Here is a 12,924-nt window from a genome sequence, read left to right on the forward strand (position 1 = left end):
ACGGGTGCTCGCCCGTTCCGACGCCCGTCTCGCCGACCTGACCACCCTGGGGGTCGGCGGCCCCGTCGAGCGGCTCGTCGAGGTCACCGACGCCGCCGAGCTGGTCGCCGCCGTGCGGGAGGCCGACGAGGCCGGGCGGCCGCTGCTGGTCCTCGGCGGGGGGTCGAACCTGGTCGCGCCCGACGAGGGGTGGGCCGGCGACGTCGTCGCGGTGCGCAGCCGCGGGGTCGAGCGGCGCGGCGAGGTCCTCGAGGTGCAGGCCGGCGAGGACTGGGACGACCTGGTCGCGCTCACCGTGGCGCAGGAGCTGGCCGGCATGGAGGCGCTGTCGGGCATCCCCGGCTCGACCGGCGCCACCCCGGTGCAGAACGTCGGCGCCTACGGCCAGGAGGTCGCGCAGACGATCACCGAGGTCCGGGTGTACGACCGCGCCGAGAAGCGCGAGCGCACGCTGACCAACGCCGAGTGCGCCTTCGCCTACCGCGACAGCCGGCTCAAGCGCGAGCCCGGCCGGTTCGTCGTCCTCACCGTGACCTTCGCGCTGGACCCCGGGCCGCTGTCCCGTCCGGTGGGCTACGCCGAGCTGGCCCGGCGGCTGGGCGTGGACCTCGGCGACCGCGCGCCGCTGGCCGACGTCCGCGCGACGGTGCTCGAGCTGCGCCGCGGCAAGGGGATGGTCGTCGACCCGGCCGACCCCGACACCCGCAGCGCCGGGTCGTTCTTCACCAACCCGATCGTCCCCGCCGGGCAGGCGGTGCCCGGCTGCCCGAGCTGGCCGGCCGGCGACGGGCTGGTCAAGCTCAGCGCCGCGTGGCTGGTGCAGTCGGCCGGCTTCGGCCGCGGCACGCGGGAGGGGCGGGTCGGGACGTCGTCGCGGCACAGCCTCGCCCTGACCACCGAGCCCGGCGCCACGGCGGCCGAGCTCATGGCCTTCGCCGACCGCGTCGTCGCGGCGGTCCGCGAGCGCTTCGGCGTCACCCTGGTCCCGGAGCCCACCCGGCTGTGAGGCAGGGCCGGTCTGGCCGGTGGTCCTGGTCGGCGACCGGGGCCGGGTCCGGACGCGGCTGGGTCAACCGCGCGGCTGCGGGGTAGTCGTCGCCCGGAGGTCCCCGTGGACGGCGACTTCCCGTCAGTTGCGGTCGGGGCCCCACCGTGCGGTGCCCGACCTCACCGCACAGGGCGGGGCCGGGCACCGCGAGGTGAGGTCGGCTGCGGGGAGCCGGCGGGCTCAGTCCTCCTCGCGGTGCACCTTGTGCTGCGCGGCCTGCGCGCGCGGGCGGACGACGAGCAGGTCGACGTTGACGTGGTGCGGGCGGGTGAGCGCCCAGGCGATGCAGTCGGCGACGTCCTCGGCCACCAGCGGCTCGCGCACCCCGCGGTAGACGGCGTCCGCCCTCTCCCGGTCGCCGACCCGGTTGAGGGTGAACTCCTCGGTCCTGACCATCCCCGGCGCGATCTCGATCACCCGCACCGGCTCGGCGACCAGCTCCAGCCGCATCGTCTCGGCCAGCGTGTGCACGGCGTGCTTGGCCGCGGTGTAGCTGGCGCCGCCCTCGTAGCTGACCAGCCCCGCCGTCGAGCCCACGAACAGCACGTCCCCGGCGCCGGACGCGCGCAGCGCGGGCAGCAGCGCCTTGGTCAGCCGGACGGTGCCGAGCACGTTGACGTCGTAGGTCCGCGCCCACGAGTCCAGGTCGGCCTCGGCCACCGGCGCGGCGTCGAACGCCCCGCCGGCGTTGTTGACCAGCACGTCGACCTGCGGCAGCGCGGCCGCGAACGCCTCGACCGACGCCGGGTCGGTGACGTCCAGCGGCAGCGCGCGGGCGCCGATCCGCTCGGCCAGCCCGGTGAGCCGGTCCAGCCGCCGGGCCCCGACGACGACGTCGAAGCCCTCGGCCGCCAGCCGGGCCGCGGTGGCCGCGCCGATCCCGCTCGAGGCGCCCGTGACGACGGCGGTGCGGCCGCTCCCCGGCAGCTGGCGCGGGCCGGAGGAGGAGATCTCGGCAACACCGGTCATGTGGTCATCCTGACCCTGTTGCAGGATGGAGAGCCGACAGGGGTGCCGCACCGGCGCCCGGGGCGGCGAGGCGGGAGGTCGTGGGTGCCTGCTCGCCGCCTCCTCCCTCCGCGCGCGCCGCGGCGGGTGGCGACCATCTCGGTGCACACCAGCCCGCTCGACCAGCCCGGCGCCGGCGACGCCGGCGGCATGAACGTCTACATCGTCGAGGTCTCCCGCCGGCTGGCCGCCCGCGGCATCGCCGTCGACGTGTTCACCCGCGCCACCTCCAGCGACCTGCCGCCGGTGGTCGAGATGAGCCCGGGCGTGACCGTGCGGCACGTCAGCGCCGGCCCGTTCGAGGGCCTGGGCAAGGAGGAGCTGCCCGGCCAGCTGTGCGCCTTCACCGCGGGCGTGCTGCGCGAGGAGGCCCAGCACGAGCCGGGCCACTACGACGTCGTCCACTCGCACTACTGGCTCTCGGGCCAGGTGGGCTGGCTGGCGCGCGACCGGTGGAGCGTGCCGCTGATCCACACCGCGCACACCCTCGCCAAGGTGAAGAACGCCGCGCTGGCCGACGGCGACCGGCCCGAGCCGCGCGCCCGCGTGATCGGCGAGGAGCAGGTGGTCGCCGAGGCCGACCGGCTGGTGGCCAACACCGACGAGGAGGCCGACCAGCTCGTCGAGCACTACGGGGCCGACCCGCGCCGCACCCTCGTCGTCCCGCCGGGCGTGGACCTCGACCGGTTCACCCCCGGCGACCGCACCGCCGCCCGCCGCGCGCTGGGCGTGCCCGCCGACGCCGTCGTGCTCACCTTCGTCGGCCGCATCCAGCCGCTCAAGGCGCCCGACCTGCTGCTGGCCACCGCCGCCCGGATGCTCGAGGACGACCCCGCGCTGCGCTCGCGGCTGCGGGTGCACGTCGTCGGGGCGCCGAGCGGGTCGGGTCTGGAGGCGCCGCGGCAGCTCGAGGAGCTCGCCGCGCACCTGGGCATCGCCGACCTGGTGCGCTTCCTCCCGCCGCAGCCGCCGGACCGGCTGGCCCTGCACTACCGCGCCGCCGACGTCGCCGTCGTCCCCAGCCACAACGAGTCCTTCGGCCTGGTCGCGCTCGAGGCCCAGGCCTGCGGGACGCCGGTGGTCGCCGCGTCGGTCGGCGGCCTGCGGACGGCGGTCCGCGACGGCGTGTCCGGCGTCCTGGTCGACGGGCGGGACCCGGGTGCCTACGCCGCGGCGGTCCGCGCGGTCCTCGAGCGCCGGCAGCTGATGGGGGCCGGCGCCCGCCGGCACGCCGCCGCGTTCTCCTGGGACCGCACCGCCGACGCGCTGGTGGCCGCCTACTCCTCGGCGGCCGCGGAGATGGCCGCCGTCGCCCGGCGCGGCCGCGCCCTCGGCGCGCTGCGGCCGGTCGCCGGGACGCAGGTGGCCTGGTGAACGAGGAGGCGCGGTGAGCGAGGGGACCGGGGAGGCGCCCTCCGCCCGCGCCGAGGTCGTCACCGCGCTGGACGCGGTCATCGACCGGACCCTGCGCGACGCCGACCTGGTGCACGAGCACCCGGCGCCCGGCCGCTGGCTGGTCGACCTCCCGGGCACCAAGAAGCTCAAGACGGTCTGCGGGCTCATCGTCGGCGAGCACGCGCTGCGCATCGAGGCGTTCGTCTGCCGGCAGCCCGACGAGAACCGCGAGCAGCTGTGGACCTACCTGCTGCAGCACAACGCACGCATGTACGGCGTCGCCTACTCCGTCGACCGGGTCGGCGACGTCTACCTCACCGGCCGGGTCCCGCACGCCGCGGTGACCCCGGAGGAGCTCGACCGGCTGCTCGGCGCGGTCCTCAGCTACGCCGACGACCACTTCAACACCATGCTCGAGATCGGCTTCGGCACCTCGATCCGCCGGGAGTGGGAGTGGCGGGTCAAGCGCGGGGAGTCGCTGCGCAACCTGGAGGCCTTCGCCGCGTTCGCGCAGCAGGGCCGGACGGAGGCCCCGGCCGACGGCGGGGGAGCGTCCTCCGCGGACGGGGGATGACCACCACCGGGCGGGCCGCGGCGGCGCCGGCCGCCGAGGAGCGCCCCGGCCACGCCCGGCGGTGGTGGGTGCTGGGCACGATGACCGTCTGCCTGCTCGTGGTGATCACGGGCAACACGACGCTCAACGTCGCCATCCCGACGCTGCAGCGGGAGCTCGGCGCCACCCAGGGCGAGCTGCAGTGGGCCGTCGACGCCTACATCGTGGTCTTCGCCGGGCTGCTGTTCTCCTGGGGCGTCATCGGCGACCGCATCGGCCGCCGGCGGGTGCTGCTCATCGGCCTCACCGTCTTCGCCGGCGGCTCGGTGCTGGCCGCCTTCTCCGACAGCCCGCTGGAGCTCATCGCCTGGCGGGCGGTCATGGGCGTCGGCGGGGCCGCGGTGCAGCCGACGACGCTCGCCGTCATCACCAACGTCTTCCCGCCGGGCGAGCGCGGCCGCGCCATCGGCATCTGGGCGGCCACCGCCGGGCTCGCCGTCGCCGGCGGCCCGCTGGCCAGCGGCCTGGTGCTGACGCACTTCTGGTGGGGCGCGATCTTCCTCATCGGCGTGCCGGTCGCCCTGGTCGGCGTCCTCGGCACGCTGGCGTTCGTGCCCGAGTCGCGGGACCCCGACCCCGGCCGGCTCGACGTCCCGGGCGTGCTGCTGTCGATCGCCGCCCTGGCCGGGCTGGTGTACGGGATCATCCACGGCGGCTCGGGCGTGGGCTGGGGGACGCCGGGGGTGCTCGTCCCGCTGGTCGGCGGCGCGCTGCTCATGGTGCTGTTCGTCTGGCTGCAGCGGCGCTCGACGCACCCGGCCCTCGACGTCTCGCTGTTCCGCAACCCGGCGTTCTCCGCCGCGGCCGCCGCGCTGGGCTTGAACTTCTTCGCCCTGATGGGCGCCACGTTCTACCTCGTCTACTACCTGCAGGGCGCCCGCGGCTACGACCCGCTGCAGTCGGGTGCCGCGCTCATCCCGGTGGCGCTGGGGATGGCGGTGATGGCGCCGCGCAGCTCCCGGCTGGCCGAGCGGTTCGGCGCGAAGGCCGTCTGCGCGACCGGGTTCGGGCTCATCACGCTGTCGTTCCTGGGGTTCCAGCTGCTCGACCAGGCCGCGCCGCTGTGGCTGTTGCTCACCACGCTGACCGTGCAGGGCCTGGGCATGGGCGCGGTCATGGCCCCGGCCACCGAGTCGATCATGTCGGTGGTGCCGCGGGAGAAGGCCGGCGCGGGCGCGGCGGTCAACAACACGGTGCGCCAGGTGGGCGGGGCGCTCGGCGTCGCCATCCTCGGCTCGGTGCTGGCGACCGCGTACGCGGCCAACGTCCGCGGCGCCGTCGACGTGCTGCCGGCCGCGCTGCGCGACGAGGCGAGCACCTCGATCGCCGCGACCCTCGAGGCGGCCGGGGCGACGGCGGAGGAGGCGCGGGCCGCCGGGGAGACCGAGGCCGCCGCGGCCGCCGAGGCGCTCGCCGACACCGCCCGCGACGCGTTCGTCGCGGCGATGCACCTGACCGCCGTCGGCACCGCGGCGGCCGCGGCGGTCGCCGCCGTCGTCGTCCTGGTCTGGCTGCCCGGGCGGCGCGAGACGGGCACACGGGCGACCTGACGGGCCTAGCGTGGGTGCGTGCAGGAGCCGCCCGCCGCGCAGGAACGGCTGGGCCGCGCGCTGATCGGCGTGGTCGTTGCGTCCGGCCTGGTCTACCCGCTGCTGCTGTGCGCGGTGCAGCTGGTGCTGGCTCAGCTGTACGTCGTCGACGTCGCCGCCACCGCGCTGTGGCTGGCGTTCGCGCTGACCTGCAGCGTGGCGCTGGTGGCCGCCGTCCGCTGGGGTGCCGCCCGCCGGGTGCGCAGCCCGTGGCTGCTGCTCGGGCTGGCCCCGCCGGTGCTCTACGAGGCCTGGGTGGTCTGGCCGCTGCTGGCAGGATGAGCGGTGTGACGACGCCTGCGGGACACGAGCCCGGCACCCTGGTCCTGCTCCGCCACGGCGAGAGCGAGTGGAACAAGGCCAACCTGTTCACCGGCTGGGTGGACGTCGAGCTGTCGGAGAAGGGCCGGGCCGAGGCCACCCGCGGCGGGCAGCTGCTGGCCGAGCACGGCCTGCTGCCCGACGTGCTGCACACCTCGCTGCTGCGGCGGGCGATCACCACCGCGGAGCTGGCGCTGGCCGCCGCCGACCGGCAGTGGATCCCGGTGCGCCGCTCGTGGCGGCTCAACGAGCGGCACTACGGCGCGCTGCAGGGCAAGGACAAGGCGGCCACCCTCGCGGAGTACGGCGAGGAGCAGTTCATGACGTGGCGGCGCTCGTACAGCACCCCGCCGCCGCCGATCGCGCCCGACAGCGAGTACTCGCAGGACGCCGACCCGCGCTACGCCTCCCTGCCGCCGGAGGTCCGCCCGGCCACCGAGTGCCTGGCCGACGTCGTCGTCCGGATGCTCCCGTACTGGTACGACGCGATCGTCCCGGACCTGCGCAGCGGCGGGACCGTGCTGGTGGCCGCGCACGGCAACAGCCTGCGGGCGCTGGTGAAGCACCTCGACGGCATGGGCGAGGACGAGGTGGTCGGGCTCAACATCCCCACCGGCGTCCCGCTGCGCTACGACCTGGACGCCGACCTGCGGCCGGTGAAGCCGGGCGGGGAGTACCTCGACCCCGAGGCCGCCGCGGCCGCGATCGAGGCGGTCAAGAACCAGGGCAGGAAGTAGCCCCCACGACGCACGAGGGCCTCCCCACCGCGGTGGGGAGGCCCTCGTGCGTTCGTGCGGCGGTCAGACCGCCTGCATGTCCCGCTCGCCGGTGACGAGGAAGACCACCCGGCGGGCGACGCTGACGGCGTGGTCGGCGAAGCGCTCGTAGTAGCGGCCGAGCAGGGTGATGTCGATGGCCGACTCCATGCCGTGCGTCCAGCCGGGGCTGAGCAGCTCGGTGAACAGCTGGCGGTGCAGCTGGTCCATGAGGTCGTCGTCCTTCTCGAGCTGCGCGGCGCCCTCGACGTCGAGCTTGGCGATGACGGCGCCGACCTGCGTGACCAGGCTCTGCGCGACGTGACCGGCCTCGAGGAAGATCGGCCGCACCTCCGGCGGGACGGCGGACTCCGGGAAACGCATCCGCGCGAGCTTGGCCACGTGGACGGCGAGGTCGCCCATGCGCTCGAGGTCGCCGACGATGCGCATCGCGGTGGTGACCGTGCGCAGGTCGGTGGCGACCGGCTGCTGGCGGGCCAGCAGGGTGAAGCAGCGCTCCTCGATGCTCTCGCGGACGGCGTCGATGTGCTGGTCGCCGGCGATCACCAGGTCGGCGAGTGCGACGTCGGCGTCGAGGAGTGCGGTGGTGGCCTTGCTCATGGCAGAGCCGACCGAGTTGGCCATCTCCACCAGGCAGTGGTTGATGTCCTCGAGCTCTTCGCGGTAGTGCTCGCGCACGGGTCCTCCTCGTCGGCCGGCCGTCCACCGGGTGCCGCCGTCCGGACACCATCTGCTCGGTGCGCCGTCCTGACGATCCCGAGGGTAGGTGCTGACGGGACACCGGACGGGCCGGGTCGGTGAACGAGGGGGCACGCGGGCGTGAACAGTCCTCCTACCCGGTCGCGGCACCACTCACACGGGGGATGACCGGGTCCGGACGCGGCCTAGCATCGGCCCCGTGAGCACGCTGGTCGCCCTCGTGGCCGGCTTCGTCGTCGGCGCCGTCGTGGCGGCCGTCGTCGTGCTGCTCTCCAGGCGCCGCGCCGACGGGACCGAGCGCCCGGGGGACGAGGACGACCGGGGTGCGCCGTCCGAGGCGCTGCTCGCCCGCCGGCTGCTCGACCTCATGGACCCCGCGGTCCTCCTGCTGGACAAGGACGACGCCGTCGTCGTGGCCAACCCCACCGCGCGCGGGCTCGGCATCGTCCGCGAGCGCCGGCTCGTCGTCCCCGCGCTGCAGGACCTCGTGAAGGAGGTCCGCCGCCGCGGGCACCGGCGCGCGGACGTCACGCTCCCCGGCGAGGTCGTCGGCGCCGGCGCGCGGCTGGTCGGCGCGCACGGCGTCCGGCTGGACACCCCGCCCGGCGAGGTCGCGCCCTCGGCCGTCCCCGGCCCCGTGGCGCTGGTCCTCCAGGACGTGACCGAGGCCCGCCGGGTCGAGGCGGTCCGGCGCGACTTCGTCGCCAACGTCGGGCACGAGCTCAAGACCCCCGTCGGGGCGCTGGGCCTGCTCGCCGAGGCCATGCAGGGCGCCGCCGACGACCCGGAGACCGTGCAGCGCTTCGCCGCGCGGATGGCGCACGAGGCCGACCGGCTGGCCCGGCTCGTGCGCGAGCTGATCGACCTGTCCCGCCTGCAGGGCGCCGAGCCGCTGCCCGAGCTCGTGCCCGTCGACGTCGACACGGTGCTCGCCGAGGCCGTCGACCGCACCGGCCTGGCCGCGGCGGCGAAGGGCATCACGATCGCCGTCGGCGGCGCCCACGGGCTGGTCGTGCGGGGCGTCGAGGCCCAGCTGACGACGGCGGTCACGAACCTGCTGGCCAACGCGGTCGCCTACAGCCCCGAGAACACGAAGATCGCCGTCGGGGCGCGGGCGCGCGGCGGGTTCGCCGAGGTCGCCGTCACCGACAGCGGCATCGGCATCCCGCGGGCCGACCGGGAGCGGGTCTTCGAGCGCTTCTACCGCGTCGACCAGTCGCGGGCCAGCAGCACCGGCGGCACCGGGCTGGGCCTGGCGATCGTCAAGCACGTGGCCAGCAACCACGGCGGTTCGGTCAGCGTGTGGAGCGAAGAGGGCCTCGGCTCCACCTTCACGCTGCGCATCCCCCTGGCGGTCGAGGACCGCCGGGAAGCTCCCGGCGCGGCCACTGACGCCGCGCGGGTCCTCCAGGAAGGACGGTCATGACCCGAGTGCTCGTGGTGGAGGACGAGGAGTCCTTCTCCGACGCGCTGTCCTACATGCTCGGGCGGGAGGGGTTCGAGGCGGTCGTCGCCGCCACCGGCCCCGACGCCCTCGCCGAGTTCGACCGCGCGGGCGCCGACGTCGTCCTGCTCGACCTCATGCTCCCCGGCCTGCCGGGCACCGAGGTGTGCCGGGCACTGCGTTCCCGCAGCAACGTCCCGATCATCATGCTCACGGCCAAGGACTCCGAGGTCGACAAGGTCGTCGGCCTGGAGCTCGGCGCCGACGACTACGTGACCAAGCCGTACTCGGCGCGGGAGCTGGTCGCCCGGATCCGGGCGGTGCTGCGCCGCGGCGGCGACGTCGACGCCCCGGCCGACGGCGCGCTGGAGGCCGGCCCGGTGCGGATGGACGTCGAGCGGCACGTGGTCGCCGTCGACGGCGAGCCGGTGGCGCTGCCGCTCAAGGAGTTCGACCTGCTCGAGCTGCTGCTGCGCAACGCCGGCCGCGTGCTGACCCGCGGCCAGCTCATCGACCGCGTGTGGGGCTCGGACTACGTGGGCGACACCAAGACCCTCGACGTCCACGTCAAGCGGCTGCGCGCCAAGATCGAGCCCGACCCGGCCAACCCGAAGCACCTCGTGACGGTGCGGGGCCTGGGCTACAAGTTCGAGCAGTGACCGGAGGACCGGCACCTCGCCGGGCCGGGGCCGGCCGGGGTCACTGACCCCGGCCGGTCTCCTCCTGGAGCTCGTCGATCCGCCGGGACGCGTCGGCCTTGGTGATGTCCTCCGGCACGTCCTCGCCGGCCGGGCGGGCCAGCGTGTGCAGATAGCTCTTCTGCGCCCCGGTGGCGGGCTCGTCGCCGGTCACCCAGTCCGACGGGTCCTTCTCGGCCGTCGGGTCGCCGGCCTGGCCGCTGTTCACGTTCGATTCGCTCATGTGTTCGATGCTAGGCGCGGGTGAGCTCCGCCGCAGGTCGAGCGGCCTGCCCGGCCCGGGCGGCCTGCGCGGCCTCCCAGCGCCGGCCGGTGCGGTAGACGTGCACGCTCCCGCAGGAGGGGCACTCGACCGACAGCGCGATGTGGGTCGGGTGGTTGACGACCGACCGGATCCGCCGTTCGGCGACCAGCTCGTCGGTCCGGGTCACGGGGCAGGTGATCAGCAACATGGGACGAGCGTGCTCCGCGGCCACTGCCGGGACGAGTGGCAGGGGTGACATGGATCGCGTCTTTCCTGCCATCATGTCCCCGTGACCGGATCCGACCGCCCGCTCGTCGTCAGCCTGCTCGCCGGGGACGGCGTCCTCGGCGCCTTCGGCCTGGGCGTCGCCGCCGAGGTCTTCGGCTACGACTACCGCCGCTTCGGCATGCCGCGCTTCGACTTCGCGATCGTCACCGACCACCCGGGCGTCGTCCGCACCGACACCGGGCTGTCGCTGTACGTCGAGCACGGCCTCGAGCGGCTGGCCGTCTCCGACATCGTGCTGGTGACCGCGTGGGAGAAGCTCTCGGCGCCCGTCCCGCCGGCGGTGGTCGACGCGCTGCGTGCCGTGCACGCCCGCGGCGCCCAGATCGTCAGCCACTGCACCGGCGCCTTCGTCGTCGCGGCGGCCGGGCTGCTCGACGGCAGGCGGGCCACCACGCACTGGCGCTACGCCGGCGAGCTGGCCGCCCGGTACCCGTCGGTCGACGTCGACCCGCGGGTCCTCTACGTCGACGAGGGCCGGATCATCACCGGCGCCGGGACGGCGAGCGGCGTGGACGCGCTGCTGCACCTGGTCCGCCGGGAGTGGGGCGCCGCGGCGGCCAACGCCCTGGCCCGCGAGATGGTCGTGCCGCCGCACCGCGACGGCGGGCAGGCCCAGTACATCGACGAGCCGGTCGCGCGCTGCGAGGACGACCTGCTCGGCGTCGTCCTGGACTGGGCGCGGGCGCACCTGGCCGAGGACATCAGCGTCGAGGCGCTGGCCCGGCGCGCGCTCATGAGCCCGCGCAGCTTCGCCCGCCGGTTCAAGGCCACGACCGGCACGACGCCGCACGCCTGGCTGCTGTCCCAGCGGCTGGCCGCGGCCGAGGCGCTGCTCGAGGAGAGCGACGCCCCGGTCGAGGAGATCGCGCGGCTGGTCGGCTTCGGCACCGCCGCCGGCTTCCGCGAGCAGTTCAGCCGCCGCCGCGGCGTCTCGCCGCGGGCGTACCGGCAGACCTTCCGCACCGGCGGTGCCCGGGTCGAGCTGGTGCCGGCGGGCGAGGACCCCGCCGCCTAGCACCCCGCCCGTGCGGCGAGGCGGGCGGCGAGCCACGCGTCCCGGCCGGCCAGCGCGGCCCGCGCCATGCCGGTCGGGTGGTGGGTGAACCCGTGCGGGGACTCCGGGTGGACGCGGACGTCGACGTCGTTGCCCGCCGCGGCGAGCCGGGCCGCCATGACCAGGTTGTCCTCGAGCAGGACGTCCCGCGCCCCGACGACCGCCAGGACCGGCGGGAGGCCGCGCAGGTCGCCGAAGACGGGCGACACGTCGGGCAGGGTGCGGTCGGCGACGTGCCCGACGTAGGCCTCGAGGAACCACTCGCCGGCGATGCGCCGGCCCGCCGGGGTGCGCCCGCTCAGGTCGTAGGTCCCGAACTGCAGGACGGCGCCGGCGACGCGGTCCGCGAGGCCCCGGTCCCGGAGCCGGAGCAGCGTGGTCACGGCGAGCGTGGCGCCGGCCGAGCTCCCGCCGATCGCCAGGACACCGGTGCCGAACCGGTCGCGGGCGTGCTCGACGAGCCACAGCGCGGCGGCCTCGCAGTCGTCCGGAGCGGCCGGCCAGGGGTCCTCGGGCGCGAGCCGGTAGCCGACGCTGACCACCGCGATCCCCAGCGCCGCGGCCAGGGCCTCGCCGCGCGCGTGCCCGCCCGCGGTCTGCCCGAGACAGAAGCCGCCACCGGGCACGTCGAGGTACACGCCGCGCACCGCCGCCGACGACGGCACGGTGACCCGCAGCGGGATCCGCCGACCGGCGGCGTCCACCACGTGCTCGACGGTCCCCGCTGCCGGAGGTGGGGGAGGGACGTGCGCGGCACGGGCCTCCCGCAGCTCCTCCGCGGACGCGGGGCCGCGCCGCTCGCCCCGCGCGGCGTAGAAGGCGCGGCTCTCCGGGACGTGCCTCGCCAGGTCGGCTGGCACCAGCCCGGCCAGGCCGGCCCGCACGCGCGCGTCAGCCCAGGGGGACGGGGCGCGCGACGCCGACGAGGGAGTCCAGCCGGCCGGCGTTGCTCGGCGCGAGCGGGCTGCGCACCACCTGGGTCAGCGCGAACCCGGCCCGGGCCAGCAGCACCGCGTGCGTGCGCGGGGTGAAGTGCCAGATGTGCTCGGCGGGCTTGAGCGTCCACCAGCGGGTGCCGAGCAGCCGCGCCGGCAGCGACGAGACGTAGGGCGTGGAGAACAGCACCACGCCGTCGTCGGCCACCAGGGAGCGGGCGGTGCGCCAGAAGTCGAGCGGGTCGGGCACGTGCTCGACGGTGTCCCACGCGCAGACGACGTCGAACCCGGGCTCCAGCGGCGCCTCGGCGAGCTGGCCGCAGAACACGTCGAGCCCGAGCACCTCGGCGGCGTGCTTCGCGCCGGTGCGGGACAGCTCCACCCCGCTGGTCTGCCAGCCGGCCCGGCGCGCGGCGTCGAGGAACAGGCCGTAGCCGGCGCCGACCTCGAGCAGCCGGCCGCCGGCGGCGCGGCCGCGGACCCGGTCGAGCAGCGCGAGCCGGCCGGCGGTCCAGGTGCGCTGCAGCAGCATCGCGGGGTCGAACCGGCGGGGCTCCTGCGCCGCCCCGCCCTCGACGGCACCGCCGTACACGCCGCCCTCGAAGTAGCCGACGTCGTCGTAGAGCCGCTGCAGCGCCTCCGGCCGCAGCCGGGGGCTGATGAACACCAGGCCGCAGGACGGGCAGCGGACGACACCGAACGGGGAGAGGTCGTGCACGAGCCGGCCGGGGACGCCGCAGAGGCAGCACTCGACCGCCTCGGTGTCCTCGGGGGTCCAGGTCACCGGGCCGGGGGTCACCGGGGCGCTCACG

Annotated in this window: 15 protein-coding genes; 9 read left to right on the forward strand and 6 right to left on the reverse strand. The window is 75.8% G+C overall.

The window, feature by feature from the left end; all coding sequences use genetic code 11:
* Window positions 1-4 precede the first annotated feature (4 nt).
* On the forward strand, window positions 5-1,006 hold the full coding sequence (locus ACI796_RS12580) for a UDP-N-acetylmuramate dehydrogenase (RefSeq protein WP_456941569.1): 1,002 nt from the start codon (window positions 5-7) through the stop codon (window positions 1,004-1,006).
* Between the two features lie 222 nt (window positions 1,007-1,228).
* Here the strand turns inward: ACI796_RS12580 and ACI796_RS12585 are convergent, their stop codons facing one another.
* Window positions 1,229-2,017 carry an SDR family oxidoreductase gene (locus ACI796_RS12585; protein WP_456941570.1) on the reverse strand — a complete coding sequence of 263 codons (789 nt, stop codon included), beginning with the start codon at window positions 2,015-2,017 and terminating at the stop codon, window positions 1,229-1,231.
* A gap of 84 nt (window positions 2,018-2,101) precedes the next feature.
* On the opposite strand from ACI796_RS12585, the gene mshA reads away from it, so the two are divergent.
* The 5 genes from mshA to ACI796_RS12610 are packed head-to-tail and all read left to right on the forward strand — an operon-like array spanning window position 2,102 to window position 6,711.
* Window positions 2,102-3,430 (forward strand): D-inositol-3-phosphate glycosyltransferase, encoded by a 1,329-nt coding sequence (gene mshA, locus ACI796_RS12590; RefSeq protein WP_456941571.1) that lies wholly within the window; start codon window positions 2,102-2,104, stop codon window positions 3,428-3,430.
* A gap of 13 nt (window positions 3,431-3,443) precedes the next feature.
* Window positions 3,444-4,025, forward strand: coding sequence for a YbjN domain-containing protein (locus ACI796_RS12595; protein WP_456941572.1), 582 nt, complete (start codon window positions 3,444-3,446; stop codon window positions 4,023-4,025).
* Window positions 4,022-5,614, forward strand: a complete 1,593-nt coding sequence (locus tag ACI796_RS12600; RefSeq protein ID WP_456941573.1) for an MFS transporter — start codon at window positions 4,022-4,024, stop codon at window positions 5,612-5,614. The genes ACI796_RS12595 and ACI796_RS12600 overlap by 4 nt, the downstream gene beginning before the upstream one ends.
* Before the next feature lie 18 nt (window positions 5,615-5,632).
* On the forward strand, window positions 5,633-5,935 hold the full coding sequence (locus ACI796_RS12605; RefSeq protein WP_456941574.1) for a hypothetical protein: 303 nt from the start codon (window positions 5,633-5,635) through the stop codon (window positions 5,933-5,935).
* A gap of 5 nt (window positions 5,936-5,940) precedes the next feature.
* Window positions 5,941-6,711: a phosphoglyceromutase gene (locus ACI796_RS12610; protein WP_456941575.1), complete on the forward strand. Its 771-nt coding sequence runs from the start codon at window positions 5,941-5,943 to the stop codon at window positions 6,709-6,711.
* 63 nt (window positions 6,712-6,774) lie between these two features.
* On the opposite strand, the gene phoU is transcribed toward ACI796_RS12610, so the two are convergent.
* On the reverse strand, window positions 6,775-7,428 hold the full coding sequence (phoU, locus tag ACI796_RS12615; RefSeq protein WP_456941576.1) for a phosphate signaling complex protein PhoU: 654 nt from the start codon (window positions 7,426-7,428) through the stop codon (window positions 6,775-6,777).
* 220 nt (window positions 7,429-7,648) lie between these two features.
* Between phoU and ACI796_RS12620 the strand changes: the two genes are divergently transcribed.
* The gene (locus ACI796_RS12620; RefSeq protein WP_456941577.1) at window positions 7,649-8,875 is read left to right on the forward strand and encodes a sensor histidine kinase; all 1,227 of its coding nucleotides are present in this window, start codon (window positions 7,649-7,651) and stop codon (window positions 8,873-8,875) included.
* Window positions 8,872-9,552, forward strand: coding sequence for a winged helix-turn-helix domain-containing protein (locus ACI796_RS12625; RefSeq protein WP_456941578.1), 681 nt, complete (start codon window positions 8,872-8,874; stop codon window positions 9,550-9,552). The genes ACI796_RS12620 and ACI796_RS12625 overlap by 4 nt, the downstream gene beginning before the upstream one ends.
* 40 nt (window positions 9,553-9,592) lie before the next feature.
* Here the strand turns inward: ACI796_RS12625 and ACI796_RS12630 are convergent, their stop codons facing one another.
* Together ACI796_RS12630 and ACI796_RS12635 are read right to left on the reverse strand one after the other, a co-directional pair.
* A complete protein-coding gene (locus ACI796_RS12630; protein ID WP_456941579.1) occupies window positions 9,593-9,814 on the reverse strand; it encodes a DUF3072 domain-containing protein in 222 nt (73 codons plus the stop codon).
* A gap of 10 nt (window positions 9,815-9,824) precedes the next feature.
* Complete coding sequence (locus ACI796_RS12635) at window positions 9,825-10,043, reverse strand: hypothetical protein (protein ID WP_456941580.1); 219 nt, start codon at window positions 10,041-10,043, stop codon at window positions 9,825-9,827.
* Between the two features lie 81 nt (window positions 10,044-10,124).
* Here ACI796_RS12635 and ACI796_RS12640 point away from each other — a divergent pair, with 81 nt between their 5' ends.
* On the forward strand, window positions 10,125-11,138 hold the full coding sequence (locus ACI796_RS12640; protein ID WP_456941581.1) for a helix-turn-helix domain-containing protein: 1,014 nt from the start codon (window positions 10,125-10,127) through the stop codon (window positions 11,136-11,138).
* Here ACI796_RS12640 and ACI796_RS12645 read toward each other — a convergent pair.
* Both ACI796_RS12645 and ACI796_RS12650 read right to left on the reverse strand, forming a co-directional pair.
* Window positions 11,135-12,061: an alpha/beta hydrolase gene (locus ACI796_RS12645; RefSeq protein ID WP_456941582.1), complete on the reverse strand. Its 927-nt coding sequence runs from the start codon at window positions 12,059-12,061 to the stop codon at window positions 11,135-11,137. The genes ACI796_RS12640 and ACI796_RS12645 overlap by 4 nt on opposite strands.
* 7 nt (window positions 12,062-12,068) lie before the next feature.
* Window positions 12,069-12,923 carry a class I SAM-dependent methyltransferase gene (locus tag ACI796_RS12650; RefSeq protein ID WP_456941583.1) on the reverse strand — a complete coding sequence of 285 codons (855 nt, stop codon included), beginning with the start codon at window positions 12,921-12,923 and terminating at the stop codon, window positions 12,069-12,071.
* Between the last annotated feature and the right edge of the window lies 1 nt (window position 12,924).

Source organism: Geodermatophilus sp. SYSU D00525, assembly GCF_054050475.1.